The following is a 24,670-nucleotide window of genomic DNA, read 5'->3' as shown; positions in this document are numbered from 1 at the left end:
GCGCCGGGGAGGGTGAGGAGGAACAGCAGGGGGAGCAGCAGGCGCCAGTGGCGGAGCATGGGGGTCGTCCTATTCGCGTGCAGTTGGGCCTGCTGCGCAGGCCATCGCCGGCAAGGCCGGCTCCTACAAGGAGCAGGCCTTGCCAGTGCGTCACTTGATACTGATCGGCGCGGTCACGCGCTGCCCCAGCGCCGAGCGCACGGTCACCGTCGGTGGCGAGGCCGGGCCGCTACCGATGGTGGTCACCGACAGCCGCCAGCGCGCGCCCGTGCCGCTGGTGGTGAGTGTCGCGGCACCCAGCTCCAGCGGGCCGCTGGTGGTGTTGGCGGCCACACTGATGCTGTTGTTGGCCGCCACTGACGTGCTGCCGGACAGCTCCCAGGTCCAGCGGTTGTTGCTGCGCAGTTGCACCGTGGCACTGCTGACCTGGATTTCGTCCATGGCCACCGCCGGCGTCACGGCGATGCTCACCGTGGCCGGCGCCAGCGACTCCAGGCCTTTGGCGTCGCGCGCGGCGTAGGTGAAGCTGGCGGTGAGCGGGTTGGCCACCGTGGCCGGTGGGGTGTAGGTCACCTGGGTGCCGTTGCTGCTGACCGTGCCCTGCCCGGAGTCGGGCTGGGCCAGACTGCTCACGCTCAGCGGCAGGTTACCGTCAGGGTCGCTGTCGTTGGCCAGCACGTTGAGCACGATAGGCCTGCCGGCGCTGGTGGCGGCGCTGTCGTTGGCCGCCACGGGCGGTTTGTTGGCGCTGTTGTCGTCGCTGCTGGCGGCGGTGCGGAAGGTCGGCAGGGCGGCGGAGTCGACGTACTCCACGCCGTCCCAGCCGGGCAGGGGCGTGGGCATCAGCTGGAACTGGCCGGGGTGTTCCAGGTCCCAGCGCAGCAGCATGGAGGTGTCTTCATGCTGGGTGTTGTGGCAGTGCTCCATGTAGGTGCCGGCGAACTCGCGGAAGCGAATGGCCATTTCCACTTCCGCGGTCGACTCGCTGTCCGGGCCGATGCGGTAGACGTCCTTGCGCGCCCACTTCTCCCACTCCGGCGGCGCCTTGCCGCCACGGCTGAGGATCACCCCTTCCTCGAAATGCACGTGCACCGGGTGGCTCCAGCCGTTGCCGCCGTTCTTGATCTTCCACACCTCCAACGTGCCGTCGCCGCTGAAACCGCCATCGGTGGCCTCGCTGGCCAGTTGCGGGGCGGCGTTGATGCGCCGTGGGTCCATGCTGTAGCCGAAGCCGCCGTCGGTCTTGATGGTCCAGGGCGCGCTGTCGGTACCGTCCGAGCGGCCGAAGACGAACTCGCGGTGGCGCGCGGCCTTGAGCTTGGCCTGGTCGCTGGCGCTGCCGGGGTCCAGGGGCAGCGGGATCATCGCCAGGCCGGCGGCCTTGCCGGGCTTGGCCGGCTCGTACAGGGCCGGGTCCATGCTCAGGTCCTGGCCGCTGTAGGGTTGCACCAGCAGTTGCAGGAACTTGCCGACCGCTGGGTCGCCCCTGTCCCATTCCGGGCCCTTGCTGGTCTGCTTGATCACCGCCTTGTACTTCTCCGACAGCACGTCGGCCAGGGCGATGGCCTTGTTCGGACCCTTGCCGGTCTGGTGTTCCATGAGGTTGACGAAGTACAGCTTGTCGCCGGGCTTGATCCCGTTTTTCGCGAAGTTGACGATGATGTCGTAGCGCTCGGCGATGCCTTGCATGGGCAGGATGGCGTTGTGGTCCTGGCGGTCATCGTCGCCGTTGAGGTCCATGCTGCCGTCGAAGGGCACGGCGTGCTCCATGAGGTTGCCGTCGTTGGCGACCAGGTGGAATGGCACGCGGCTGTAGGAGAGGTTGGCGCCGGAAGGCCCCTTGAACTCGCCACTGTTGCCGGCCACCTCTCGCACCACGGCGAACTTGAAGTAGCGTGACACCGAGCCGTTGAGGATGCGGAATCGGTAGCTGCGCGCGCGCACCTTGAGCCGGGGCTGGTACTGCCAGTTGACCAGGATCTGGTCGCCGAGGAAGCCGTCGCTGTTGAACGGGTTGAACCACAACTGGCCGTTGGCGTCCCAGGCCTTGTCGGCCACCACCAGGTTGACGTCGTAGTCGCGGTTGCCCCAGGGCATCGCGCTGCCGCTGGGCAGGCGCAGGTTGACGCCGTCCTGCAGCGCCTCGTTGCCACGGTCCAGGGCCGAGTAGTAGTTCATCATCACCGCGTTGCCCTTGTAGACGTTCTGCGCGGTGAAATCGAGCATGTGGTCGTGGAACCAGTGGGTGCTCATGGTTTCGCGCCAGTCGCCGCGGATCTTGATGCTGCCGTTCTCGCAGGTCTTCAGGCCGGGGGAGGCGTCGTTGACGAACAAGGTTTCGCCCGGCGAGCAGGGGAAGGCGGCGCGTGGGTCCTGGGCGCGGGTGTTGATGGTGTCGTAGCCGGCCAGCTGGATCGGCCAGCGGTAGTCGTAGTACTGGCCGGGGAAGAAGTAGGCGTTGGCGAAGCCGTCGCTTTCGGCCGGGGAGTGGCCGTTGTGTTCGTGGGTAGAGATGGTGTGCAGGCCGAAGCCGTTGTTGGCCGACGGGTCGATGGGCAGGGCGTTGTAGTGGCGCATCAGCACCGGCTGGCCATAGCGCACCATCAGCAGCTTGGCCGGGAAAGTGCCGTCGAAAGTCCACAGGGCCTTGTGGCCCTGCAGCGGCATTTTCGGGTGGAAGCGGGTGTCGATGCCCTTGGTGGTGCCCAGGGTGGTGGGGATGTCGGAGGTCTGGTAGTACAGGCCGCCGGGGCCGAACTCGCCCTTGTTGTAGCCGTGCAGCTGCTTGCGGTCGCGCAGGCCCTGGTTGATGCGTGCACCGGCCTGCGCGGTCTTGAACGCAGCCTGGGGGTAGAACTCGTTCCAGCGCTGGTGCGACCAGCCCTTTCCTGGTGGCCGGCCTTCGGCGGGAGAACCGACCGAGTTGCGGTTGAGGAAGGCTTCGATCTGCGCCTTCCACGGGTTGCGGTCAAGCACGTTGGCGTACTGCGACGGGAAGGGGGTCAGGCCCGGCTGGGTGAGGAAAGCCTCCAGGGCGTTGCCGTTGGGGCTGCTGCGGGCAACGTTGTTCGGGTCCTGGGCAGGTGCCGGGCCGGTCATTGGCAGCGGGAAGGTGAGGCTGTAGGGCGGGGTGGCCGGGTCGAGCTTCTCCGGGCCGAACTCTTCGAACAGCAGCAACTGCTGGGTGAAGGGCTCGGCGCCAAACAGCGGGCTCGGCTTGCCGTTGGTGGGGTACTGGCTGGAGGTCTGCTGCGCGGGGGGCAGCACATTGTCGCTGCTGACCGTGGCGCGGGTGCCGAACACGCCGTCGTTCAGCTCCAGCGAGCCTTCGTTGGCCTCGGGCATCGACTTCAGGGCCTCCAGCGCTGCAGCCGCGGCCACCGGATCTGAGGGCGGATCGGCGTAGGCGGATGGGTCGGTGGGCGGTGGCTGACTTACATCGTCGAGCCCGCTGGCGACCGCGCAGGCCACTCCGAGGCCGAGCAACAGCGCCGTGACAGAGGACAACCTGAACAGGTGCGTGGAAGTCGCTGCTGGTTTCTTCATAACCGTGTGCCCCGTGTTGTGCAGCCTGGCATCTGCTGCCACCGGCGAAGGTGGCGATGTGCCTTGTTTCAAAGGGGCAGAGCAACGGTTATGCCAAGGTGGAAACGGCTGGAAGGCACATGTTTCAAGATGTTGCTGTAATGCGAAATAGAACCGATCCGGTCTGCCCCGCAAACCTGGGGCTGGACACCCACTCCTGGGTGGGGAATGCTGCCCCACGACCACCCCGCAGAGAGCACCCATGGACCCGCTTTACCTCATCGCCCTCGGGGCCATCGTCGCCGGTTTCGTCCAGGGCCTGTCGGGCTTTGCTTTCGGCATGGTGGCCATGTCGTTCTGGGCCTGGGGGCTGGAGCCACGGGTGGCGGCGGTATTGACCGTGTTCGGCAGCCTCACCGGCCAACTGATCGCCGTGTTCAGCGTGCGGCGCGGCTTCAGTTGGCCACTGTTGTGGCCATTCGTGCTCGGTGGCCTGGCTGGGATTCCCCTCGGCGTGTGGGTGCTGCCGCACCTGGACATGCTGTGGTTCAAGGCGGTGTTCGGTACCCTGCTGGTGCTGTGGTGCCCGCTGATGCTGCTGGCGCCGCGCCTGCCCCGGCTGCAGGGCGGGCGCCTGGTCGATGGCGCGGTGGGGATGGTCGGTGGCGTGCTGGGCGGCATCGGTGGTTTCACCGGCACCGTGCCGACCTTGTGGTGCACCCTGCGCGGGTTCGAACGCGACACTCAGCGCGCGGTGATCCAGAACTTCAACCTGTCGATGCTGGCGGTGACCATGCTCACCTACCTGGGCAGCGGGCTGGTGACCACGGCGCTGTTGCCATGGTTCGGCGTGGTGGCGTTGGCGATGGTGCTGCCGACGGTGCTTGGCACCCGGGTATACCTGGGCATCAGTGAGCTGGCGTTCCGGCGCATCGTACTCGGGCTGCTGACCTTGTCGGGGGTGGCGATGCTGGTGGTTGCGGTGCCGGGGTTGCTGGCGCGCTGACCCCGACGGGTAGTCACTGTGCTGTCAGCCTGGCAGGTAATGGTATTTCCGCGAACGGGGCGGGTAGATAGGTGATGCCCGGCCCGACGACGCCCTCGACATGCTTGCGCAACCCGGCGATATCCTGTCGGGGCATCGCCTCCGGGTCTTGTGGATCGTTCCCGAAGAAGTTCTCCCAATGCCCCAGCAGTGAATGCGATAGGCCACTTGCTGTTGCTCGTCCAGCAGGTCGATCAACCAGGCCAGGGATTGCCCTGGTTTCCAGCCGAAAATTGTCTGCGGAACGCCATGGTGGTGTGCTCCAGTGGCCGTGATCGGTTCCGTTACTGCCAGACTTCCAGGGTGACCGAGAAGAAATTGTTCCAGTACCAGTGTTCCCAGTCATTGGCGAAGGCATACAGGCGGCCGTCGGCGGGGGCCGTCCAGCCGTCGCGCCAGCGGCTGCCGTCACCAATCGGGAATAGACTGCCGTTGCTCTGGCCGATGGCACCGATCAGGGTGAACCAGTGCGCCTCTGCTGCCTGGCAACGCAGGCCCGCGTCGGCCTTGCGGGTGAGCGTGCGCTGGTAACCATTGGCGTCGCAACGGATCCAGGCATCCCACCATATGCCGGTGGCCCTGAAGTAGTAGCGCTGGCCCTGTTCGAGCAGCAGGTCAGTTGGCTCCCAGGGGTGCCAGGCTCTGATACGCGACGTTGCCAGCAACCGGGTGGCATTGGGTGGGGGCGGCGTTTCGGTCTGGGCCATGATGGAGTCCATGTGAAGTGGGCAGGGCGCGAGCCACTTAAGAAATTGAAGATGATTGTCATTGCGATAAGGTCGATCACGGCAATACGCTGAAAACAGGCGTGAGCGTGAAAACTCATACCGAGACAACATCAATGTTCGTCGAAGCGCTCAATAACGTTAGTTCATATTTTCGGGTCAGGTTGAAGTGCGGCGCGTGCATAAACAATGGCTATGCGCATTGGTTATAGTGAAGAGAGCGCAACGATATGAGTGCGGGTAATAGGTGATCTAGAGTGTTCCAAGCCACGGGCAAAACCTGTCCGTCCGCACGGTGATCGATGAATACTGGACAGGCATGGGACTTCAAGGAGTTTTCCAATGAGCAAGCCCACTCGCTTGCCGCAACCCACGATCCTGATTCGTGGGTTTGGCGGCTTTGATGTCGATGACGAAAAGAAAGCGACTTACCAGGGTTTCAATGACGGTACGGTCTACCCACAAAAGCGCGGGGAAAACTATATATATGAAGGTTTTATTCTCCGATTCTTGAAGTCCGCTTGGCAATATCAGGATGCAACCAACGTGGTGGGTTACTACAGCAGCGTGGTTGACAAGATGTTGCCAAACCTGCCCTCTGATTTGAACCCGTTGGATAGAAGTTTCTTCGTGGGTAACAAGCTGGTCATCGACCCGGCGATGGCCCTGTACCTCGTCAACAAGCCGATGGATATCGAGCGCACACTCTGGGTGTTCCGTTACTATGACCTCGATGATCGAAAACTTGTGGAGTATGGCCGGGCCTTGGTGCGCCTGATCGATTTCATCCAGGCCCTGGCGAGGCTCAAGTCCGAACATCCGCTCAAGGTGAACATCATTGCCCATTCCATGGGCGGCCTTCTGGTCAGGCAGGCGATACAGCAGACGTACCCCGATGGTGAACGACGTGCCGAAGACTACATCAACAAGATTGTCACGCTCGGTACGCCTCACCAAGGCATCGCTTTCCAGGTACTGAAAAAGTGGGTGGGGGTGGACGCGAGTGACGAGTTGGAAGCGTTCAACCCTGACGGACAGAAAGATGAGCGCAACCAGACCGCCTTCCGTAAGTTTGCCGACTACTTTCCACTCGAGCGTCTGCTCACCGTGGTGGGCACCAACTACAAGACCTATGACGTCACGGCCGCGTCGATATTGAATCGGTTATTTTCGGTGTCCAATGAGTTCGGCATGAATTACAACCGCAGCGATGGCCTGGTCAAACAAGGCTATGCGCAGATACCCGGTTCACCGCGTACGTTCGTGCACAAGTGCCATGGGGGTCTTGATTCTCTGGTTACCGCCCGGGAGTCGTTCGAGATTGCCACGCGATTCTTTTTTGGCAATATCAAAGTGCGTTTGCAGCTGATGGACTGCCAGGTCCTGAGAGGCATGGACATGTTCGGCAAGAGTGAATTGTTCTTTGGCGTCTCGATCAAGCCTCGAGGGGTGGACTTCGAGCTGTTTCATCAAGGGGCCGACTCGGAGAATTGCTATGGGCCCTTCGCCGAGGCCGACTTGTCCGATACGAACGTTGAGTTCGACTGGGCTGGCCCCGATCGATTGATCTGGGAAGGATTCCTGAACACCTTGCCTATTCTGGAGGACAGTAGCATCACCAAGAAGGACATGGTCATGCGGGTCGATTTCTACGTTGGCGAGCGGGACCTGTATGGCGTGGGGTTCTCGGACAATGTGATCTTCAGGAAGCAGTACTACCTGCGAGGTTTGCTCGAGCCACCCTTTACGATGTTCCTGCATGAGGGTGAAGAGTTTGCCGCAGAGGGTTATCAGGACGAGCCAGGGAAGGAAATGACGCCGGTTGCGGGCGGCTGGGCGTTCAAGGTCGGTGATTCAAGCTTCGTAGGGCGTTTCAGGATCGAGATCGAGACCATCGCCGAGTGACCTGACGGCCGCCGTGATCGACAGGCAGGAAGGTGCTTGCCCATCGCCCCGGTTCTTGGCACGCTTTGCCGGCAAAAAAATGAACTGTCGACACAACGATGCAAGGAACCACTGGGGTGAGCTGGGAAAAAATCGGTAAATCTCTCGTGGGCCTGCTAGTGGTCGCCATCATCGCAGCCGTGCTTTATGCGGTGCTGCGCAATGGCGACCGCCTCGAGGCGCGCCTGACCTACGCCTACCTCACCTACCCGGGCCAGTTCAGCGAACGCATCAGCCAGACCAACGAACTGCTCAAGTACGAGCGCTTGCATGCGCGCATCAGTGAGGTCAGCGACGGAGCACTGAGCCATCCGCAGATCGAGCGCCTGGTCGAACTGGCCCAGGCGCCTTACCTGCAGCTGTTCGCCAAGCCGTTCGAGGCTGGCCTGGTGGACCACCGCACCGGGTTGCTCATCGAGCTGATCAACCACCGCAAGGAGCCGGTCAAGGCCGTGAAGATTCGTCTGCCGGCCAAGGGACTGGTGCAGGTTCGCGACGATGCGGGCAACGACAGACTGATCCCGGCGCCGACCGGCATCGTCGAGATCCCCGCCATCGATGCGGCAGGCCAGAGCAAGGTGTGGGTGTATTTCGATTCGGACTACTCGTTGGTTCGCCATGGCGGGGTGAACATTCGGTATGCCGGCGGCACGGCCGATGTCCAGGTGTACCGCGAGGTGATCGGCTTCCCGGCGCTGGTGGCGCGCTACAGCCGGGAACTGATGGTGCTGTTGGTGGTGCTGGTGGCCTGTGTGCTGGGGCTCGGTTATCACAGCCTTGGGCCGCGCCGCGCCAGAGCCTCACTGTAAACCTGTAGGCGCCAGCCGTGCCGGCGAACCCGGCGACGCGGTGAATGGCACCGGCCATGCCGGTGTTCGCCGGCAAGGCCGGCTCCTACAGGGGCAGTTACCGGCCGCGGCGGCGGGAAACCCGCGCCTCGATATTCTTGCGCCCGATCAGCAAGGGCGGCTTCTCCACCACCGGTTCGTCGGCCAGCCACTTGTACATCACCAGGCAATCCACCAGCCCATGCTCGGCATGGCGATAGGCCTTGGGCAGTCGCCCGACGGTCTCGAAGCCCAGCGCGTGCCACAGCGCCACGGCCACTTCGTTGGTGGCCACCACCGAATTGAACTGCAGGGCCAGGAAGCCTTCCTGGCGCGCCAGCTTCTGTGAGTGCTCGCACATCAGCCTGGCCACGCCACGGCCACGGGCCTGCTCGCAGACCATGTAGCCGCAGTTGCCCACGTGCGCGCCGGGGCCGGCGGCATTGGCCTTGAGGAAGTAGGAGCCGAGCAGTTTGCCGTCTTCCTCGGCCACCAGGGTGCGCAGGGGCAGTTCGAGCCACAGCTGACGGGCCCGGTCGATGTCGAGTTCGGGGTCGAAGGCGTAGGTCTGGCGGGCCTGGACGATGGCCTGGAAGGTGGGCCAGAAGCGCTCGAAGTCTTCCGGGGTCATGGGGCGAATGTGGATCATGGTGATACCTGCACGGGCTGGGCCGCCCAGTCTGGGTATCGCGGCGCCGTCGCGCAAGGGCGGCGACGCCGCGCGAGGTCAGGCGCCGGCCTTGCCGACGGCGTCCAGCGCCCGTGCCGAGTAGACCAGTGCCGCGCCGGCGTTCATCGCCACGGCGACGCCGAGCGCTTCGGCGATTTCTTCGCGGGTGGCGCCGTGCTTGACCGCCTGCTGCGAATGTACCGCTATGCAGCCATCGCAACGGGTGGTAACCGCCACGGCCAGGGAGATCAGCTCGCGGGTCTTGGCGTCCAGGTGGTTGGTCTTGGTGCCGGCACCGCTGGCCGTCATGTAGCCCGCCACGGTGTCGGGGGAGAGTTGCTTGAGATCGCCGATGCCGGCCATCAACTGCTTACGGTAGGCGTCCCAGTCCATCATGCTCATCGTCTTCACCTTGTCAGGTTGGCAACAGGAGCTATCAGGCTAGTCGAAGTTGAGGTCCTTGGGGCTGCGTGGCAGCCCCAAGAGGCGATCAGATATAGATGAACACCAGCACCAGCGCCGCGACCACCGCCCACTTCTCCAGGTAGTAGCGGGTGCGGTTGCGTTTCTTCATCGCCTTGCCACGCTCACGGATCTTGTAGATGCGGGTGAACAGGCGGTTGATGCCGCCGGTCTTGTCATTGGCGTCGTTGGGCGCGGCGGCGGCGGCCATCACGTTGCGGCTGAACCAGCGGTTGAAGGCACTTGCCCAACGGTACTTGAGCGGACGCTCGACGTCGCAGAACAGGATGATGCGGTTGTGCTCGGTGGTGTTGGCGGCGTAGTGGATATAGGTTTCGTCGAACACCACGGCCTGGCCGTCGCGCCACGAGTACTTCTCGCCGTCGACGTCGATGTAGCAGCCGTCGTCGTTGGGCGTGTCCAGGCCCAGGTGGTAGCGATACGAGCCGGCATAGGGGTCGCGGTGGCGCACCAGCTTGGCGCCTGGTGGCAGGGTGGCGAACATCGCCGCCTTGACCGAACCGATGCCCTGCAGCAGCTCGGTGGTGCGTGGGCACAGGGTCATCGCCGACGGGTGGCTCTCGCCGTACCACTTCAGGTAGAAGCGCTTCCAACCAGTCTTGAAGAACGAGTTGAAGCCGACATCGTCGTAGTTGTCGGACTTCTTGATCTCGCCCGCGTGCAGCAGTTGCTGCGCCTCTTCGCGGATCTCCTGCCAGTGGTCCTGGAGCGTCTGCAGCTCGGGGAAGGCCTCGACCGGCAGGTAGGGCTTGGCCGGGTGTCTGGAGAACAGGTAGAGGAAGCTGTTGACCGGTGCCAGGAAACTGGAGTGGTCGCCCAGTTGGCGGGTCAGCTTGTGACGCACCCGACCGCGCAGGTGAACATAGGCGATCGAGAGGACGAAGATCAGTACGAGTGCGATTTTCATGGACGGTTACTTGTCTAAAAAATGGCCATGCGCCATGGCTTGAGCCCGCCAGCATAAACAATCGCGACTTGGGTTTGTACTTATTGTTACGACAAATCCGGGCGACTTAGGTGTAATGGCCTACGGGTTGCGTAAACGATTCAACTGGAGGTGGGTTGTCATTCCGTGCTTGGGGGCCGGTTTTTTCAAGGTGTCCGACGGGAGGGTTGCAGCGCCCTGAAGATCGAGTGCCGCCCGCGCGGCGCATCGCGGATGAATCCGATCCTACGGTTGTTGCAACGTGCCACACCTGTCATACCATGGTTGGCCGTCGCGGATCGCTGTCATTGCCTCGCCTGACTGCAGGAGCGGCTTCAGCCGCGATGCGCCATGCACATTTTCATGGGCCGGAAGCAACCGCTGCCACTGACCTTGAAAAGGTTCGCACCTGGGCCTGTACACTCGTACCTCCCTCCGCGCCCAAGGAGTACCACATGGTCCAGGATGCACGCCCCAGCGGCGCCCCGTTCAAGCGCCTGTTCTTCGCCCTGTCGGTGAGCGATGCCCAGCGTCGCGCCCTGGCCCAATGGCGGCGCGAACTGAACCTGCGCAGCGGCAAGCCGGTACCGGCGGACAACTTCCATGTCACCTTGCTGTTCCTCGGCGATGTGGATGCCGATCAGGTGCCGGCGATCTGCGCTGCGGTCGACCCGCTGCAGCGCCCGCAGGCGCCGTTGCGCCTGCTGCTCGATCGCTTGCAGGTTTGGCAACGGGCCAATGCCCTGGTGCTGGTGCCACAGGATACACCTGCGGCCCTGAGCCAGCTGGTATATGGCTTGCACCAGGCGCTACTGCCCTTGGGGGTGGAGGCTGCGAGACGCGAGTACCGACCACACCTGACCCTGTCCCGGGACTATCGCGGCCAGCCACCCGAGGCCGGCACGCCACCTGAATGCTTCCTCACCGCCCGGCAGTTCACCCTCTACGAATCACGCAAAGGGCGATACTTGCCGTTGGCGCACTGGCCATTGCCGGGCAGTTGAAACCACTCAGGCAGCGACCTCGTTTTTTTCGAACAACACCTTGCCCAGTGCATGGGCAGGCGCCAGGAGCTGGGTGCCGGGCACACTCTCGCTGTCGGTGAACAGGGTGGAACTCAATACCCGAGCACCGCAGTAGTCGAAGATGCCGTGCTCGATCTGCACGCGCATCGCCTCGCCGTAGCCATGCCGGTCGAAGGTACCGGCGTCGGCCCCGGCCACGCCGACCAGGTGCGCGGTCCGGCCCTTGAGCAACTTGTTGATCTTGCCCTCGGCGGTATAGGCGAACGCCCAGCCATGGCTGAACACCCGCTCGACCCAGCCTTTGAGCAGGGCGGGCAGCGACCACCAGTAGACGGGGTAGACCAGCACCAGGGTGTCGGCGTGGTCGATGCGCGCCTGTTCGGCCAGCACATCCGCAGGTGGTGCGGCCTGCAGGCGGTGGACGGCGTGGTCGGCCAGGCTGAAGCGTGGGTCGAAACCTTCGCGGGCCAGATCGGCGAATTCGCTGGTGTGGCCTGAGGCGCGCAGGCCGGCGGCGATTTGTTCGGCGATAGCGTGGGTGAGGGAGTCGGGGTCGTGGTGGCCAATGACGATCAGGGCATGCATGGCAGGTTCTCCAGAAGCAGGATGCACGAAAGGGGTGGGCGCTATATACTCGCAGTAAGTTACCGTTGGTAAGTTACTTTTGGTAGGTAAGCGATGTCAAGCGATGACAAACCCGCTGCGCGCAAGCGCCTGTCCCGTGAGGAGCGTCGCCGCCAGTTGCTTGATGTGGCCTGGCGGTTGGTGCGTGAGGAAGGGACCGATGCCTTGAGCCTTGGGCGCCTGGCCGAGCAGGCTGGGGTGACCAAGCCTGTGGTGTACGACCATTTTGAAACCCGTACCGGGTTGCTGGTGGCGTTGTATCAAGAGTACGACGCGCGCCAGACCGCCATGCTCGACAGCGCCCTGGCGGGCTGCGCGGCCGATCTGCCGGGCAGGGCCTGGGTGATCGCCGAGGCGTATGTGGATTGCGTGATGAGCCAGGGGCGGGAGATTCCTGGTGTGAGCGCGGCGCTGGCCGGCTCGCCGGAGCTGGAGGCGCTCAAGCGTATCTATGAGGGGCCGTTCCTCGCCAAGTGCCGGGAGGCGTTGGAGCCGTTCTCGGCCGCAGGCCGCATCGGCCAGGCCGGGATGCGGGCGCTGGTGGGGGCGGCGGAGGCGCTGTCCCAGGGCGCGGCGGCCGGTGAGCTGGAGGCGCGGGAAGCCAAGGAGGAATTGCAGGCAACCATCGTGGCGATGGTGGGGCGGCATTGACCTTGTGGGAGCGGGCACCGCGGTGATTGGCACCGGCTTTGCCGGTGTTCGCAGGCTTTGCCGGCTCCTACAGGTCGCTACCAGTTGAATAGCTCCCGCCGCGCGCCTTCAGTGATTGCGATGATCCCGGGGTGCTTGACCTTCCTCTCCACCGAGATGGCATAGAACGACTCGTTCACCGCCTCGGTCTGGCCGATCAGGCGCACGCCATACTGCCGGCACACCTCTTCGGCGATCACGCTGGGGGCGACAAAGATTCCGCTGCCGGACTGCCCGAACGCCTGCATCAACGCACTGTCGTCGAACTCGCCGACGATTCGTGGCTGCACCTGCTGCTCGGCCAACCAGCGCAGCAGGCGGCTGCGCACCACGGTCTCCTGGCCGGGGATCAGCAGCGGCGCGTCGTCCAGGCAGGCGGGGAAGGGCTTGTCGAGCAACTCGGCGAGGGCGTGGGTGGCGAAGAAGCTCAGGCCGCATTCGCCGAGTTTCTGGCTGTAGCCCTTGATATCCAGGTGGCTGGGCATCGGGCTGTCGGAAATCACCAGGTCCAGGCGCTGGATCGCCAGGTCCGCGAGCAGACGCTCGAACTTGTCCTCGCGGCAATTGATGCGCAGCACCTCGTCCAGCTCCATGGTCGGTGCCAGCAGGCGGTAGACGATGGACTTGGGCACCACGTCGGCCACCCCCACGCGAAACAGTATCTGCTCCTGTGGCCCAGACCGCAGCATGGCTTCCAGCTCGCCGCCGATCTGGAACATCTGCTCGGCATAGACCAGTGCCTGGCGCCCTGTCTCGGTGAGTTCCAGTTGGCGGCCGACGCGCTGGAACAGTTCGAGGTTCCAGGTCTGCTCGAACAGGCTGATCTGGCCGCTGATGGTCTGCGGGGTGAGGTTCAGTTGTTCGCTGGCGCGGGCGATGCTGCCGGTCTTGGCCACAGCCCAGAAATAGTGGAGCTGGCGGTAGTTGAGCATGGCGCGTCCATATTCGTAAAAACCGAAGTATATACGCTGAAAATACGAATTTTCCGGATGTTTCAGTCTCTCTAGAATGCGACCCCATCAGGCGCATGACGCGCCGCACGGAATTCGACAAGCGAGGACCCCATGCTACAACTCAAATCCATTGGTACACCGCTGGTGCTGGCGCTGGCACTGTTCGCCATGTCCGGCTGCGACCAGGCCGAGAAATCCGCCCAGCAGATGCTCGACCAGGCGGCGGAAACCGCCAAGCAGGCCATCGACAAGACCAACGACGCCGCCCAGGAAGCCCTGAGCGAGGCTATCGGCAGCGATGGCGATAAGGCCAAGGCCGAAGACGACAAGAAAGACACCCAGGACATCTGAGAGCAGGACTGACCCATGGAATATTTGCTGGAACTCGCCGCAAGCCCCACCGCCTGGGTTGCCCTCGCCACCCTGGTGGCCATGGAGGTCGTACTCGGCATCGACAACCTGATCTTCATCTCCATCCTCACCAACAAGCTGCCTGAGGAGTACCGTTCCAAGGCTCGCCGCATCGGTATCAGCATGGCCCTGATCATGCGCCTGGCACTGCTCAGCACCGTGGCCTGGATCGTCCAGCTGACGGAGCCTGTGATCGAGGTGTTCGGCCACACCTTCTCGTGGAAGGACATGATCCTCATTGCCGGTGGCCTGTTCCTGCTGTGGAAGGCGACCAAGGAGATCCACGAAAGCGTCGACCCCCATGGCGCCAAGGAAGAGTCCAAGGTCGGCAGCACCGTGACCATTGGCTTCACCGCGGCGATCTTCCAGATCCTGCTGCTGGACATCGTCTTCTCGATCGACAGCATCATCACCGCCGTGGGCATGACCGAGCACCTGCCGATCATGATCATCGCCGTGATCAGCGCCGTGATCGTGATGCTGGTGGCCGCCGACCCGCTGGCCAAGTTCATCAACGACAACCCGACCGTGGTGATGCTGGCCCTGGGCTTCCTGATCATGATCGGCATGACCCTGATCGCCGAAGGTTTCGGCGCCCATGTACCGAAGGGTTATGTGTACGCAGCCATGGCCTTCTCGACGGCTATCGAGATCCTCAACATCATGGCGCGTCGGGCACGCTTGAAGCGTGAGGCGGCTGAAGGGTAATCAAGCGGCAAGCTGCAAGTGAACATCAAGAGGGGGCCATTGGCCCCCTCTTGATGTTCATGGCGCGCAGAGCGTTGCCGTCAATGTGCCCCGGCATGGCGTCGCGCACGGCGCACTGGCTGTGGCTTGGCCAGGGCCTGAGGGGGCAGGTGGTGAGGGTGGGCATGCCGCCGCACGATGCGCAGCACGCCCCAGAGCATGGCGGCCGCTACGCTCAGCCACATGCCGACCAGCATGAGAATTGCCATTGTCAGGCTCATTTGTGCCTCCTTCTCTCCGGCAAGCCGTGCTTGCCGTCCAGACACAGCTTCAGTCTAGCGCGACGTCTGTGACGTTCCATTGACCGAAGGTCTAGTGCTTGGGCCGTTTCGTTCCAAGCCCGCGCCGGGCTATACCCGCAGGCGCCCGACGCCTATGATCTGTGCCCAGGGCCGGGCGTCGCCTGCCTGGCATCGGAACAAGCGAGTGCCCATGTTGCAACATTCCCCCAACTCCCGAATCTTCGGCCCACGCCGCCTGCTGGCCGCTTGCCTGGTGGCTGCCGCGTTGTCTGGTTGCGCCAGTGCGCCGCCGGCATCGCTCAACAACCTGCCGCAACGGGTCGAGATCAGCAGCGTGCCGTTCTACCGTGGCAATGCCAATCACAGCGGTTCGATGGCCCTGGCCGCCGTGCTGTCGCAAAAGGGCGCGCCGATCACCCCTGGCCTGCTGGACAAGTCGTTGGGCCTGCCCAAGGCCGTAGATAGGCTGGACACCGGCATCCCCCGGGTGGCCCGCGAGTACGGCATGGTCGTCTATCCCCTGGACAAGCGCATCGATGCCTTGCTGGCGCAGGTGGCCGCGGGCTATCCGGTGCTGGTGCGCTACCAGGAGGGTTCGGCCTGGTGGAGCGAGACGCGCTATGCGGTATTGATCGGTTATGACCGTTACAAGCAGCGCGTGCTGCTGCGTTCGGGCATGCATCGTCGCCAGCTGCTGAGCTTCGCTGACTTCGAGTCGGCGTGGGCGAAGGAGGGAAGTTGGGCGGTGCTGGTGCAATCGCCACGGCAGGTGCCGGCCCAGGTGGATCGCCAGCGCTGGTTGCAGGCGGCCGATGAACTGGCCCGCGCCGGGCAGGAGATCGCGGCGAAGCAGGCGGTCGGCAGCCTGGGGCATTGAGGTTGAAATGATCGCGGGGCAAGCCCGCTCCCACGACATGCGTGGGAGCGGGCTTGCCCCGCGATGGCGTTACGTCAGAAGCCCAGGCGGTCGCGCAGGCTGTAGTACCAGGCACCGATGGCGCTGAACGGCACACGCAGCATCTGCCCACCCGGGAACGGGTAGTGCGGCAGGCCGGCGAACGCGTCGAAGCGTTCGGCCTGGCCGCGCAGGGCCTCGGCCAGCACCTTGCCCGCCAGGTGGGTGTAGGTCACGCCGTGGCCCGAGCAACCTTGCGAGTAATAGATGTTGTCGCCGATACGACCGACCTGCGGCAGGCGCGACAGGGTCAGCAGGAAGTTGCCGGTCCAGGCGTAGTCGATCTTGACGTCCTTCAGTTGCGGGAAGGCCTTGAGCATCTTCGGGCGGATGATCGCCTCGATGTTCGCCGGGTCGCGCGCGCCGTACACCACGCCACCGCCGAAGATCAGGCGCTTGTCGCTGGTCAGGCGGTAGTAGTCGAGCAGGTAGTTGCAGTCCTCGACGCAGTAGTCCTGCGGCAGCAGGGTGCGGGCCAGTTCCTCGCCCAGCGGCTCGGTGGTGATCACCTGGGTGCCACATGGCATGGACTTGGCGGCCAGTTCCGGCACCAGGTTGCCCAGGTAGGCGTTGCCGGCGACGATGATGAATTTGGCGCGGACCTTGCCCTGTGGGGTGTGCACTACCGGGTTGGCGCCACGCTCGATACGCACGGCCGGGGTCTGTTCATAAATGATGCCGCCCAGCGACTCGACCGCGGCGGCTTCGCCCAGGGCCAGGTTCAACGGGTGGATGTGGCCGCCGCTCATGTCGAGCATGCCGCCGATATAGCTGTCGCAAGCCACCACTTCACGGATGCGCTTCTGATCCATCAGTTCCAGCTGGTTGTGGCCGAAGCGTTCCCACAGGCGTTTCTGCGATTCCAGGTGGCCCATTTGCTTGCTGGTCAGCGCGGCGAACACGCCGCCGTCCTTCAGGTCGCACTGGATGTTGTACTTGGCCACGCGCTCACGGATGATACGCCCGCCTTCGAAAGCCATCTGGCCGAGCAGTTGCGCCTGCTTCGGGCCGACAGTGCGTTCGATGACGTCGATGTCGCGGCTGTAGCTGTTGACGATCTGGCCGCCGTTGCGGCCCGAGGCGCCGAAACCGACCTTGGCGGCCTCGACGATGCTCACCTTGAAGCCGTTCTCCAGCAGGAACAGGGCGCTGGACAGGCCGGTGTAGCCGGCACCGATGATGCACACATCGGTTTCCACCTCACCCTGCAGCGCCGGACGTGGCGGCACCGGGTTGGCCGAGGCGGCGTAGTAGGACTGGGGGTAGGGGGTGTTGGCCATGCTCGAGGAACCTCGTGTTTTATATTTTTAACGAATGTACCGATGCTATCAATAATAATAAACACCCGCTAGTCGTCCGGTGAAAATCCTTTACGGGCACCTGTCGCTTGGCCTTTCTATAAATATTTTAAGATTCAGTGAGTTAGCGTGAAAAAAACGGTTGACACCGGTTTTGGATCGCGTAGAATGCGCCCCACACGACAGGCACATAGCTCAGTTGGTTAGAGCACCACCTTGACATGGTGGGGGTCGTTGGTTCGAGTCCAATTGTGCCTACCAAATCAGAAGAGGGCGACCCGCAAGGGTCGCCCTTTTTGCATTCTGGCGTTCATACGGTCCTTGTAGGAGCGGCTTCAGCCGCGATGCCAGGCACCGCTTCGCGGGTGATCGCGGCTGAAGCCGCTCCTACAGAGGTGGCGTGAAGCTGTTTCGCAAAGTTTTTGATTTTTTTGAAAAAAACGCTTTACAGGTGTGCATCTGATCACTAATATGCGCCCCACACGACAGGCACATAGCTCAGTTGGTTAGAGCACCACCTTGACATGGTGGGGGTCGTTGGTTCGAGTCCAATTGTGCCTACCAAATCAGAAGAGGGCGATCCGTAAGGATCGCCCTTTTTGCTTTCTGCGATCCCGTTGCCGCAGACACACGCTGCAACCTTCCACCTTCGCCGCCTATCCCCGGCAACCCCCTCCCGCCATGCTAGAATCCGCCCCTTCGAATCAGGAGGTACGGGTGTGCGCAAACTGGCGGTGGTAATGGCGATGTTGGCCCTGGCGGGCTGTAACAACGAAGTCGAGGGTGTGCACAAGCAGGTGGCCGAACACCTGCACAACCCCAAGACGGCCAAGTTCGCCAACGTGCGTTTCGACACGCAAGGCTCGATCTGCGGCCAGGTGCGTGGCAAGGACGATGCCGGGCAATACGAGCCCTACCGCAGCTACGTGGCGATCAAGCATGACGGCCAGTACGAGATCCTCATCGACGAAACCGGCAACAACCTGCGCATCCGCGAGGTTTGCGGTGGCGCCGACCTGCAGCGTCGCGCCGAGGCGCTGGCCGAGCAGCCGGCACCGGAAGGCTGGGATGTCGAGGTGATCCAGGGCCCTAACATGGGCGCCCTGACCGACATGACCGCGCGCCTCATCGAGAAGGGCATCCCGTCCTGGGTCGAGTACCGCGACGGCAAGCCGGTGGTGCTGATGGGGCCGTTCCCGGCCAAGGCCGAGGCCGATGCGCGCAAAGCAGAAGTCATGGCCAAGCTCGGCACCGATTCGATCGTCATCCAGCACGGCGTCCAGCGCTGACCCTTATCGTGTTCAGCCAAGCATCGGGCGCAGGAAACTGCGCTCGTAGCTGAGGATGAAGCGCTGCTCCTCGGCCAGGGCAAAGGCGGCGATGCACTCAGGGTCGGTTTGCGACGCTGTGCGGTACTGCTCGTAGGTTGCAAGGCTTTCGAAGCTGAACAGCGCATAGGCGATGTTGTTGGCGCCTTCGCTGGGCAGGAAGTAACCGTGGTGCACGCCGCCCATGCGGTTCACCAGATCAATCCATAGCTTGCCGTAGGCCTCGAAGGCCGGGAGCTGGTACGGGTCGATGACGTACTTGAGGTGGCAGGTGATCATGGCGGGCATTCCTTTGAGTGGGCCGGATGGCCCACCTTACAGGCAACACTCTGCCGGGGCGAGGGGCCACGCGCATCGAAACGGGCTTCGATGCGCGGGCTGGGCGAAGGTCTAGCGCGAAGTTTCCACACGCAGTACTTCCGTGTAGATGGCGTCGACGGTCTGGCCGACCTTGAGGTTCTTCATGCGGGCCTGGAGCTCGGGTTTCTCGACCTTGACCACCTGCACCTTGCCCTCGGGCGGCAGCAGGGTGACTTCGTGGGTCTTCAGGTCGATCTTCTCGATCTTCGAGGTGACCCGCACCTGGCGGAACGCCTCGCCACCGGGGTTGGGGTTATCCTTGGTGGCGCGGATGGTGCCGGACTCCTCACTGGCCTTCGGCGCGCCTCCCACCTTGGTGTCCAGCACATAGGCGATAGCCCGGGTCACATAGATGTCGACCTGGTCGCCGACCTTGAGGTTGGGCAGGGCCTTGGCCTTTTCGGTGAGCTGGAAGGTCACGTCCTTCTCATGGGGGCCCTTGACCGTCACCTGGCGGTTGGCCAGGTCGATGGCGGTCACCTGGGTGGTGACGTGGCTTTCCAGCGCTTCGCTGGCGATGGGCAGTTCAGCGGCCTGGGCGGTGAAGCTGGCGGCGGACACCAGTGAAGCGAGCGCGATGGCACGAGTGAGGGAGCGGGTGGATTTCATGGGCCTGTCTTCCTTGTGGTCGATACCGGTGGGTTTTTGCGAGGTGAAGCATAGCCACTGGCAGGCAGAACGGGAGCAACGGCCCAAATTCTTGTGTAGGAGCCAGCCTTGCTGGCGAACAGGGCCGGCGTGGATCTCGGATAAGCGTCGACTTCTTCGCCAGCAAGGCTGGCTCCTACAAGTGCATGCCTTCAAGCCCGCCCTTTGCCCGGGACACGTTGATCGCGCCGGGCAAGCGGACGGCGTTCTTCGCCGCAAGCACTTCGGCCATCACGCTGACCGCGATTTCCGCCGGGGTCTTGCTGCCGATATAGATGCCGATGGGGCCGTGCAGGCGTTCGAGCGAGGCCTCGCTTTCGCCGAAATGCTCGATCAGCCGCTCGCGGCGCAGTTGGCTGTTGCGCCGCGAGCCGATGGCTCCGATGTAGAAGGCTGGGCTGTGCAAGGCCTCGAGCAGGGCCAGGTCGTCGAGTTTCGGGTCGTGGCTGACAGCGATGATGCAAGTGCGCAGGTCGGCCCTGAAGTCACGTACCACGTCGTCCGGCATGCCTTTGAGGTACTCCACGCCCGCGACCGACCAGGTGGCCATGTGTTCCGGCCGCGGGTCGCACACGGCCACCTTGAAACCATTGAACAGCGCCATCGTCGCCAGGTACTCGGCCAGCGCGCCGGCACCGATCAGCAGCATGCGGTAGCCGGGGCCGAGGGTATTGATCAGATGCTGGCCATCGAAGCTGAACTGTTCCGGTGTGGCGGTGGTTTCGAGGCTGGTCGTACCATCGGCCAATGCCAGGCGCCGACGCATCAGGTGGCCGTTGTCGAGTTGATCGAGCAACTGCTGCAACGGGGCCGCCGCAGGGCTGAATTCAAGGACCAGCTCCAGCGTGCCGCCACAGGGCAGCCCAAAGCGGTGGGCCTCATCGGCGCTGACGCCGTAGCGGATCACCTCGGGCGGTCCTTCCGGCAGTCCGCTACCGCCATAGGCGGTGGTGTAGCGGTGGATCAGGTCATCCTCGATGCAACCGCCGGATACGCTGCCGACCGCCCGGCCGTCGTTGCGCAGGGCCATCATCGAACCGACCGGGCGAGGGGAGGAGCCCCAGGTGCGGGCGACGGTGGCCAGCAGTACGCGGTGGCCGGCCTGGAGCCAGTCGTGGGTGGTGCGCAGGACCATCAGGTCGATGCTTTCCATGGTGTCCTCGTTTGTCTGCAGGTCAGCGCATGTGCAGGATGATCGGGCTGCTGCTGGCCGGATCGGTATGGCCGCGCAGCTTGCCGACCGCCTGAGTGTCCACCGCGCCCCCCTGGTTGCCCCAGGTGGCGCGGGCAAAACTCAGCACAGCGGCGATTTCCTGGTCCGACAACTGCTCGCGGAACGCCGGCATGCGATAGGCGTCCGGCACGCCGGCCGCGACAATGCGCTGGGAGCCATTGAGGGTGATGTTGATCGCCGAGGCGTTCTCCTTCGCCAGCATCGAGGTGGCGCCCGCCAGCGGCGGCATCCACTCGGCCTGGCCCTTGCCATCCAGGCCATGGCAGCTGGCGCAGCGGGTCGCGTAGATATGTGCCCCAGGCGCCTCGAGGCCCGCAGATACCGCTTGGTACTGCCACGGTGCGCCGTCACGTTGCGGGTCGCCGGGCAGCGACTTGAGGTAGCGGGCGATCGCGGCCAGGTCATCATCGGTCATGAACTGCGTGGAGTTGTTGAACGCCTCGGTCATCGAGCCGTACACCACCGCGTGCTGATTACGCCCGGTCTTGAGGAACTGCACGATCTGCGCTTCGCTCCAGCGGCCCAGGCCGGTGTTGTGGTCCTGGCGCAAGCTGGGCGCGTACCAGCCATCGAGCAGGGCGCCGGCCAGGAAGGGGGTGCCTGCTTCGTCCAGGGCCTTCTCGTTGAAGGCCAGGCCACGCGGGGTATGGCAACTGCCACAGTGGCCCGGCCCCTGGACGATATAGGCGCCGCGATTCCACAGTGGATCCTGTTCGGTTTTCTGTGCATAGGGCGTGGTCGGCGCGAACAGGCCGTTCCACAGGGCGATGGGCCAGCGCAGGTTCAGCGGCCAGGGAATGTCGCTGGGGATATTGGCTTCGGCAGCCGGTTGCACGCCTTTCATGAAGAACGCATAGAGCGCCCGCAGATCATCGTCGCCGAGCTTGACGTAGGACGGGTAGGGCATGGCCGGGTACAGGCGTCGCCCACCCGGCGCGACGCCATGGCGCACGGCGCGGTCGAAGTCGGCCAGGCTATAGCCGCCGATACCGTGCTCTTGGTCGGGGGTGATGTTGGTGGCATGGATCGCCCCCAGCGGCGTGGCCATCTCCAGCCCGCCGGCAAACGGTGCCTTGCCGGGCAGGCTGTGGCAGGCCACGCAGTCGCTGAGGCGGGCGACGTATTCGCCACGGCTGATCAGTGCCGCATCGGCGCTTTCCTCAGGGCTGAACGGCGAGGCGGGCTCGCGGGTAACGTACCAGGCCAGCAGGCCGGCCGCGACCAGGCACGGCAGGGCCAGCCAGCCGGCGGCTCTGGCGAATCGGCTATTGCTCATTGGGCAGTCCTTGTCGTGTCAGCTGAACGTGTGGCGGCTCAGGGGCATGCTGCGCACGCGCTGGCCGGTAAGTTGCGCCACGGCGTTGGCCACCGCGGGCGCCACGGCCGGCAGCGGCGGTTCACCGATGCCGCCCATCTTCGCGCCGCTTTCGACAATGCGCACATGCACCCGGGCCATGCGCGATGGTGGCAGCACCGGGTACAGGTCATAGTTGCGTGCCCGTGGCATGCCGTTCAGCCACACCGATTCTTCCAGCAGCACCTGGGACAGCCCCAGGGATACCGCGCCGTTGACCTGCGCCTCGATGATCGCCGGGTTGACGATGCTGCCCGGGTCGATGGCCTGCCAGATGTCGTGCACCTTGACCTGGCCACCCTCCAGCGAGACTTCGGCGATCACCGCTGCTTCAGAACCGAACGGCGAGGCCATGGCCACGCCACGGGCGCGCTTGCTGCCGTCCTCGGCGGTGAACGGGCCGCGCTTCCAGCCACCGGACAGCTCGCCCACCGCCTGCAGCAGCGTGGTCAGGCGCGGATTGTCGCGCAGCAGGTGCAGGCGCAGTTCGAAGGGGTCGTGGCCGCCTTTGTCAGCCAGTTCGTCAAGGAATGATTCGTAGAAGAAGTCGTTCAGCGAATTGCCCACCGAGCGCCAGTAACCCAGCATGGCCGGGCCTTTGACGTAGATCTGCGCGATGCGTTTGTTGGCGATGGCGTAGGCCTTGCCCGACAGCCCTTCCAGGGCGGTGGGGTCGACCTTGTCGCCCTGCTTGCCGGCGATGGCCTCGGTTGGGCCTTCTGTCGCGCTGATTGCCTCGATGGCCACCGGCAGGCCCTTGTCGTCCAGTCCGGCGCGGAACTTGACCACGGCCATGGGGCGCATGGCGTCGCGCAGGAACTCCTCTTCACGGCTCCAGATCAGTTTCACTGGTCGGCCCACGGCCTTGGCCAGGGCGATGGCCTGCGGGTAGGGGTTGGCCGAGTCGTACAGGAAGTGCCGGCCGAAGAAGCCACCGAGCAATGGCGAGTGCAGGGTTATCCGTGCCGGGTCCAGGCCGGTGCGCTTGGCGATGTCGTCGCGGAACATGTCCTGCGCCTGGTTGGGCAGCCACACTTCCAGCGTGCCGTCGGGGTTGAAACGGGCGGTGGCGGAGGGCGGTTCCAGCTGCGCATGGTTGAGGAACTGGTTGTGGTAGGTGGCCTCGACCGTGGTCTTGGCGCCGGCCAGGGCGGTGGCGACATCGCCATGGTTCTCCTCGTCGCGGCTCGGCCCGGTCTGGGCGGCCAGGTGATCGCGCCAGCCGTCGCTGGAGAAGTCGGCGGGCATCGGCCGCACCTGGCTGTCGGCGCCAGGCGCTTGCCAGTCCACCTGCAGCGCTTCCACGGCGCGCTTGGCGTGCCACCAGCGCTCGGCGACCACCGCTACCGCGCCGGGTAACGGATGCACCGAGTGCACCCCTTTCATGGTCTTGACCTGCTCTTCGTTGCGCAGGCCGCCCACGGTCATGCCCAGGCGTGGCGCGTGCTGCACGGCGGCGTGAAGCATGCCGTCGACCTTGATATCAATGCTGTAGATTGCCTTGCCGGTGGACTTGTCGTGGGCGTCGAGGCGCTGCACCGGCTTGCCGATCCAGCGGAACTGGCCAGGGTCGCGCAGCGTGACGCTGGCCGGGTCCGGCACCGGCAGGTCCATGGCCTTGCCGGCCAGTTCGCCATAGCCCAATTCACGACCCGAGGCCGTGTGCACTACCTTGCCGGGCTTCGTGGTCAGTTCGCTGACCGGCACCCCCAATTGCGCGGCGCCGGCCTGCAGCAGCATGGCCCGGGCCAGGGCCCCCAGGCGGCGCATGGTCGGGTAGCTCATGCGCACCGACATGCTGCCGCCAGTGATGCGCCAACCGTTTTCCATCACCACGTAGGCTTCACCCGGCGGCGCGCTGTCGACCACGAAGGTCGCGGGGTCGGCATCCAGTTCCTCGCCGATGATCTGCGCCATGGCGGTATTGACGCCTTGCCCACCTTCCATGAACGGGCTGAGCAGGTGCACGCTGCCGTCCGGGCGGATTTCCAGGAAGGCCGGCACCTGGGTGCCGCGTTCGGTGGTGGCCGCGGCGGCCTGGACCCGTGGCGAGCCCAGTGGCAGCCCGAAGCCCAGCACCAGCGCGCCAATGGCAGTGCTGGCGAGGAAGCGCCGGCGCGACAGGTTGACGGTTTCGCCGTTGCGCAGGCGCAACAGGTCATCGGGGGAATCGATACGCGCGTTCATCAGGCGTTCTCCCCTTGGGCCAGGTCGTGCACGGCGGCATGGATGGCGTTGTAGGCGCCGCAGCGGCACAGGTTGACCATGGCCGCGTCGATCTGCGCATCGCTCGGTTTGGGGGTGTGCTTGAGCAGCGCGGTGGCCGCCATCACCTGGCCGGACTGGCAGTAGCCGCATTGGGCCACCTGGTGCTCGACCCAGGCGGCGACCACGCGCTTGCCGACCGCGTCCTGCTCGATGGCCTCGATGGTGGTGACCTCGCGGCCGACCACGCCGGCCACCGGGGTGACGCAGGCGCGCACCACGTTGCCGTCCACCAGCACCGAGCAGGCGCCGCACTGGGCCAGGCCGCAGCCGTACTTGGTGCCGGTCAGGCCCAGGTCGTCGCGGATCACCCAGAGCAAGGGCGTGTCGGCGTCGGCCTCGACCTGGTAGGTCTGCTGGTTGATGCGTAGTTCCATGGGCTCACCTGCTGA

At 64.3% G+C, this 24,670-nt stretch carries 24 protein-coding genes and 2 tRNA genes; 11 read left to right on the top strand and 15 right to left on the bottom strand.

The window, feature by feature from the left end; genetic code table 11:
- Window positions 1–150 precede the first annotated feature (150 nt).
- Entirely contained in the window at window positions 151–3,546 is a 3,396-nt protein-coding gene (locus tag P5705_RS21690) for an Ig-like domain-containing protein (RefSeq protein WP_277462920.1), read from the bottom strand.
- 241 nt (window positions 3,547–3,787) lie between these two features.
- On the opposite strand from P5705_RS21690, the gene P5705_RS21685 reads away from it, so the two are divergent.
- Entirely contained in the window at window positions 3,788–4,531 is a 744-nt protein-coding gene (locus P5705_RS21685; protein ID WP_277462918.1) for a sulfite exporter TauE/SafE family protein, read from the top strand.
- A 323-nt stretch (window positions 4,532–4,854) separates the two neighbouring features.
- Here P5705_RS21685 and P5705_RS21680 read toward each other — a convergent pair whose 3' ends face one another.
- The gene (locus tag P5705_RS21680; RefSeq protein ID WP_277462917.1) at window positions 4,855–5,277 is read right to left on the bottom strand and encodes a hypothetical protein; all 423 of its coding nucleotides are present in this window, start codon (window positions 5,275–5,277) and stop codon (window positions 4,855–4,857) included.
- A 360-nt stretch (window positions 5,278–5,637) separates the two neighbouring features.
- Here P5705_RS21680 and P5705_RS21675 point away from each other — a divergent pair, with 360 nt between their 5' ends.
- Both P5705_RS21675 and P5705_RS21670 read left to right on the top strand, forming a co-directional pair.
- Window positions 5,638–7,200 carry an esterase/lipase family protein gene (locus P5705_RS21675; RefSeq protein ID WP_277462916.1) on the top strand — a complete coding sequence of 521 codons (1,563 nt, stop codon included), beginning with the start codon at window positions 5,638–5,640 and terminating at the stop codon, window positions 7,198–7,200.
- 116 nt (window positions 7,201–7,316) lie between these two features.
- Window positions 7,317–8,048 (top strand): hypothetical protein, encoded by a 732-nt coding sequence (locus P5705_RS21670; RefSeq protein WP_277462915.1) that lies wholly within the window; start codon window positions 7,317–7,319, stop codon window positions 8,046–8,048.
- A gap of 97 nt (window positions 8,049–8,145) precedes the next feature.
- Here the strand turns inward: P5705_RS21670 and P5705_RS21665 are convergent, their stop codons facing one another.
- The 3 genes from P5705_RS21665 to lpxO all read right to left on the bottom strand — a co-directional run bounded on the left by P5705_RS21665 (window position 8,146) and on the right by lpxO (window position 10,126).
- Entirely contained in the window at window positions 8,146–8,715 is a 570-nt protein-coding gene (locus tag P5705_RS21665) for a GNAT family N-acetyltransferase (protein WP_277462914.1), read from the bottom strand.
- 78 nt (window positions 8,716–8,793) lie between these two features.
- Window positions 8,794–9,138, bottom strand: coding sequence for a carboxymuconolactone decarboxylase family protein (locus P5705_RS21660; protein ID WP_213660597.1), 345 nt, complete (start codon window positions 9,136–9,138; stop codon window positions 8,794–8,796).
- A gap of 88 nt (window positions 9,139–9,226) precedes the next feature.
- Window positions 9,227–10,126, bottom strand: coding sequence for a lipid A hydroxylase LpxO (gene lpxO / locus P5705_RS21655; RefSeq protein ID WP_240063320.1), 900 nt, complete (start codon window positions 10,124–10,126; stop codon window positions 9,227–9,229).
- A 473-nt stretch (window positions 10,127–10,599) separates the two neighbouring features.
- Between lpxO and thpR the strand changes: the two genes are divergently transcribed.
- Window positions 10,600–11,148 (top strand): RNA 2',3'-cyclic phosphodiesterase, encoded by a 549-nt coding sequence (thpR, locus tag P5705_RS21650; RefSeq protein ID WP_277462913.1) that lies wholly within the window; start codon window positions 10,600–10,602, stop codon window positions 11,146–11,148.
- A gap of 6 nt (window positions 11,149–11,154) precedes the next feature.
- Here thpR and P5705_RS21645 read toward each other — a convergent pair whose 3' ends face one another.
- Window positions 11,155–11,754 carry an NAD(P)H-dependent oxidoreductase gene (locus P5705_RS21645; RefSeq protein WP_277462912.1) on the bottom strand — a complete coding sequence of 200 codons (600 nt, stop codon included), beginning with the start codon at window positions 11,752–11,754 and terminating at the stop codon, window positions 11,155–11,157.
- Between the two features lie 93 nt (window positions 11,755–11,847).
- Between P5705_RS21645 and P5705_RS21640 the strand changes: the two genes are divergently transcribed.
- The gene (locus tag P5705_RS21640; protein WP_277462911.1) at window positions 11,848–12,444 is read left to right on the top strand and encodes a TetR/AcrR family transcriptional regulator; all 597 of its coding nucleotides are present in this window, start codon (window positions 11,848–11,850) and stop codon (window positions 12,442–12,444) included.
- Window positions 12,445–12,521: 77 nt separating this feature from the next.
- On the opposite strand, the gene nhaR is transcribed toward P5705_RS21640, so the two are convergent.
- A complete protein-coding gene (nhaR, locus tag P5705_RS21635; protein WP_011533388.1) occupies window positions 12,522–13,415 on the bottom strand; it encodes a transcriptional activator NhaR in 894 nt (297 codons plus the stop codon).
- 132 nt (window positions 13,416–13,547) lie between these two features.
- Between nhaR and P5705_RS21630 the strand changes: the two genes are divergently transcribed.
- Together P5705_RS21630 and P5705_RS21625 are read left to right on the top strand one after the other, a co-directional pair.
- Entirely contained in the window at window positions 13,548–13,787 is a 240-nt protein-coding gene (locus P5705_RS21630) for a hypothetical protein (protein WP_248919658.1), read from the top strand.
- Between the two features lie 15 nt (window positions 13,788–13,802).
- On the top strand, window positions 13,803–14,555 hold the full coding sequence (locus tag P5705_RS21625) for a TerC family protein (protein WP_277462910.1): 753 nt from the start codon (window positions 13,803–13,805) through the stop codon (window positions 14,553–14,555).
- A gap of 80 nt (window positions 14,556–14,635) precedes the next feature.
- Here the strand turns inward: P5705_RS21625 and P5705_RS21620 are convergent, their stop codons facing one another.
- A complete protein-coding gene (locus P5705_RS21620; protein ID WP_277462909.1) occupies window positions 14,636–14,815 on the bottom strand; it encodes a hypothetical protein in 180 nt (59 codons plus the stop codon).
- Between the two features lie 154 nt (window positions 14,816–14,969).
- On the opposite strand from P5705_RS21620, the gene P5705_RS21615 reads away from it, so the two are divergent.
- Complete coding sequence (locus P5705_RS21615) at window positions 14,970–15,713, top strand: peptidase C39 family protein (RefSeq protein WP_277462907.1); 744 nt, start codon at window positions 14,970–14,972, stop codon at window positions 15,711–15,713.
- A gap of 74 nt (window positions 15,714–15,787) precedes the next feature.
- Here P5705_RS21615 and P5705_RS21610 read toward each other — a convergent pair whose 3' ends face one another.
- Window positions 15,788–17,071, bottom strand: a complete 1,284-nt coding sequence (locus P5705_RS21610) for an NAD(P)/FAD-dependent oxidoreductase (RefSeq protein ID WP_102719452.1) — start codon at window positions 17,069–17,071, stop codon at window positions 15,788–15,790.
- 202 nt (window positions 17,072–17,273) lie between these two features.
- On the opposite strand from P5705_RS21610, the gene P5705_RS21605 reads away from it, so the two are divergent.
- The 3 genes from P5705_RS21605 (at window position 17,274) to P5705_RS21595 (ending at window position 18,378) form a co-directional block, all read left to right on the top strand.
- Window positions 17,274–17,350: transfer RNA gene (locus P5705_RS21605), tRNA-Val, on the top strand.
- 226 nt (window positions 17,351–17,576) lie between these two features.
- Window positions 17,577–17,653 (top strand) — tRNA-Val (locus tag P5705_RS21600).
- 155 nt (window positions 17,654–17,808) lie between these two features.
- Window positions 17,809–18,378 (top strand): SPOR domain-containing protein, encoded by a 570-nt coding sequence (locus tag P5705_RS21595; protein ID WP_277462906.1) that lies wholly within the window; start codon window positions 17,809–17,811, stop codon window positions 18,376–18,378.
- A gap of 12 nt (window positions 18,379–18,390) precedes the next feature.
- Here P5705_RS21595 and P5705_RS21590 read toward each other — a convergent pair whose 3' ends face one another.
- The 6 genes from P5705_RS21590 to P5705_RS21565 all read right to left on the bottom strand — a co-directional run bounded on the left by P5705_RS21590 (window position 18,391) and on the right by P5705_RS21565 (window position 24,655).
- Entirely contained in the window at window positions 18,391–18,696 is a 306-nt protein-coding gene (locus P5705_RS21590) for an NIPSNAP family protein (RefSeq protein ID WP_213660611.1), read from the bottom strand.
- Between the two features lie 111 nt (window positions 18,697–18,807).
- Window positions 18,808–19,386 (bottom strand): hypothetical protein, encoded by a 579-nt coding sequence (locus tag P5705_RS21585; protein ID WP_277462905.1) that lies wholly within the window; start codon window positions 19,384–19,386, stop codon window positions 18,808–18,810.
- Window positions 19,387–19,561: 175 nt separating this feature from the next.
- Window positions 19,562–20,578: an XdhC family protein gene (locus P5705_RS21580; protein ID WP_277462904.1), complete on the bottom strand. Its 1,017-nt coding sequence runs from the start codon at window positions 20,576–20,578 to the stop codon at window positions 19,562–19,564.
- Window positions 20,579–20,600: 22 nt separating this feature from the next.
- Entirely contained in the window at window positions 20,601–21,935 is a 1,335-nt protein-coding gene (locus tag P5705_RS21575) for a c-type cytochrome (RefSeq protein WP_277462903.1), read from the bottom strand.
- Window positions 21,936–21,953: 18 nt separating this feature from the next.
- A complete protein-coding gene (locus tag P5705_RS21570) occupies window positions 21,954–24,200 on the bottom strand; it encodes a xanthine dehydrogenase family protein molybdopterin-binding subunit (RefSeq protein ID WP_277462902.1) in 2,247 nt (748 codons plus the stop codon).
- Window positions 24,200–24,655 (bottom strand): (2Fe-2S)-binding protein, encoded by a 456-nt coding sequence (locus P5705_RS21565; RefSeq protein ID WP_277462901.1) that lies wholly within the window; start codon window positions 24,653–24,655, stop codon window positions 24,200–24,202. The genes P5705_RS21570 and P5705_RS21565 overlap by 1 nt, the downstream gene beginning before the upstream one ends.
- Window positions 24,656–24,670 lie beyond the last annotated feature (15 nt).

The sequence above is a fragment of the Pseudomonas entomophila genome (assembly GCF_029478665.1).
GTDB lineage: Bacteria > Pseudomonadota > Gammaproteobacteria > Pseudomonadales > Pseudomonadaceae > Aquipseudomonas > Aquipseudomonas entomophila_F.
Note: the sequence above shows the minus strand (reverse complement) of the source record. Positions and strands in the feature narration are given on the sequence as shown.

Bases quoted from the DNA above. Each gene is read 5' to 3' on its own strand.
- P5705_RS21690 (WP_277462920.1), bottom strand. From the start codon at position 3,546: ATGAAGAAACCAGCAGCGACTTCCACGCACCTGTTCAGGTTGTCCTCT.
- P5705_RS21685 (WP_277462918.1), top strand. From the start codon at position 3,788: ATGGACCCGCTTTACCTCATCGCCCTCGGGGCCATCGTCGCCGGTTTC.
- P5705_RS21680 (WP_277462917.1), bottom strand. From the start codon at position 5,277: ATGGCCCAGACCGAAACGCCGCCCCCACCCAATGCCACCCGGTTGCTG.
- P5705_RS21675 (WP_277462916.1), top strand. From the start codon at position 5,638: ATGAGCAAGCCCACTCGCTTGCCGCAACCCACGATCCTGATTCGTGGG.
- P5705_RS21665 (WP_277462914.1), bottom strand. From the start codon at position 8,715: ATGATCCACATTCGCCCCATGACCCCGGAAGACTTCGAGCGCTTCTGG.
- P5705_RS21660 (WP_213660597.1), bottom strand. From the start codon at position 9,138: ATGAGCATGATGGACTGGGACGCCTACCGTAAGCAGTTGATGGCCGGC.
- lpxO (WP_240063320.1), bottom strand. From the start codon at position 10,126: ATGAAAATCGCACTCGTACTGATCTTCGTCCTCTCGATCGCCTATGTT.
- thpR (WP_277462913.1), top strand. From the start codon at position 10,600: ATGGTCCAGGATGCACGCCCCAGCGGCGCCCCGTTCAAGCGCCTGTTC.
- P5705_RS21645 (WP_277462912.1), bottom strand. From the start codon at position 11,754: ATGCATGCCCTGATCGTCATTGGCCACCACGACCCCGACTCCCTCACC.
- P5705_RS21640 (WP_277462911.1), top strand. From the start codon at position 11,848: ATGTCAAGCGATGACAAACCCGCTGCGCGCAAGCGCCTGTCCCGTGAG.
- nhaR (WP_011533388.1), bottom strand. From the start codon at position 13,415: ATGCTCAACTACCGCCAGCTCCACTATTTCTGGGCTGTGGCCAAGACC.
- P5705_RS21630 (WP_248919658.1), top strand. From the start codon at position 13,548: ATGCTACAACTCAAATCCATTGGTACACCGCTGGTGCTGGCGCTGGCA.
- P5705_RS21625 (WP_277462910.1), top strand. From the start codon at position 13,803: ATGGAATATTTGCTGGAACTCGCCGCAAGCCCCACCGCCTGGGTTGCC.
- P5705_RS21620 (WP_277462909.1), bottom strand. From the start codon at position 14,815: ATGAGCCTGACAATGGCAATTCTCATGCTGGTCGGCATGTGGCTGAGC.
- P5705_RS21615 (WP_277462907.1), top strand. From the start codon at position 14,970: ATGATCTGTGCCCAGGGCCGGGCGTCGCCTGCCTGGCATCGGAACAAG.
- P5705_RS21610 (WP_102719452.1), bottom strand. From the start codon at position 17,071: ATGGCCAACACCCCCTACCCCCAGTCCTACTACGCCGCCTCGGCCAAC.
- P5705_RS21590 (WP_213660611.1), bottom strand. From the start codon at position 18,696: ATGATCACCTGCCACCTCAAGTACGTCATCGACCCGTACCAGCTCCCG.
- P5705_RS21585 (WP_277462905.1), bottom strand. From the start codon at position 19,386: ATGAAATCCACCCGCTCCCTCACTCGTGCCATCGCGCTCGCTTCACTG.
- P5705_RS21580 (WP_277462904.1), bottom strand. From the start codon at position 20,578: ATGGAAAGCATCGACCTGATGGTCCTGCGCACCACCCACGACTGGCTC.
- P5705_RS21575 (WP_277462903.1), bottom strand. From the start codon at position 21,935: ATGAGCAATAGCCGATTCGCCAGAGCCGCCGGCTGGCTGGCCCTGCCG.
- P5705_RS21570 (WP_277462902.1), bottom strand. From the start codon at position 24,200: ATGAACGCGCGTATCGATTCCCCCGATGACCTGTTGCGCCTGCGCAAC.
- P5705_RS21565 (WP_277462901.1), bottom strand. From the start codon at position 24,655: ATGGAACTACGCATCAACCAGCAGACCTACCAGGTCGAGGCCGACGCC.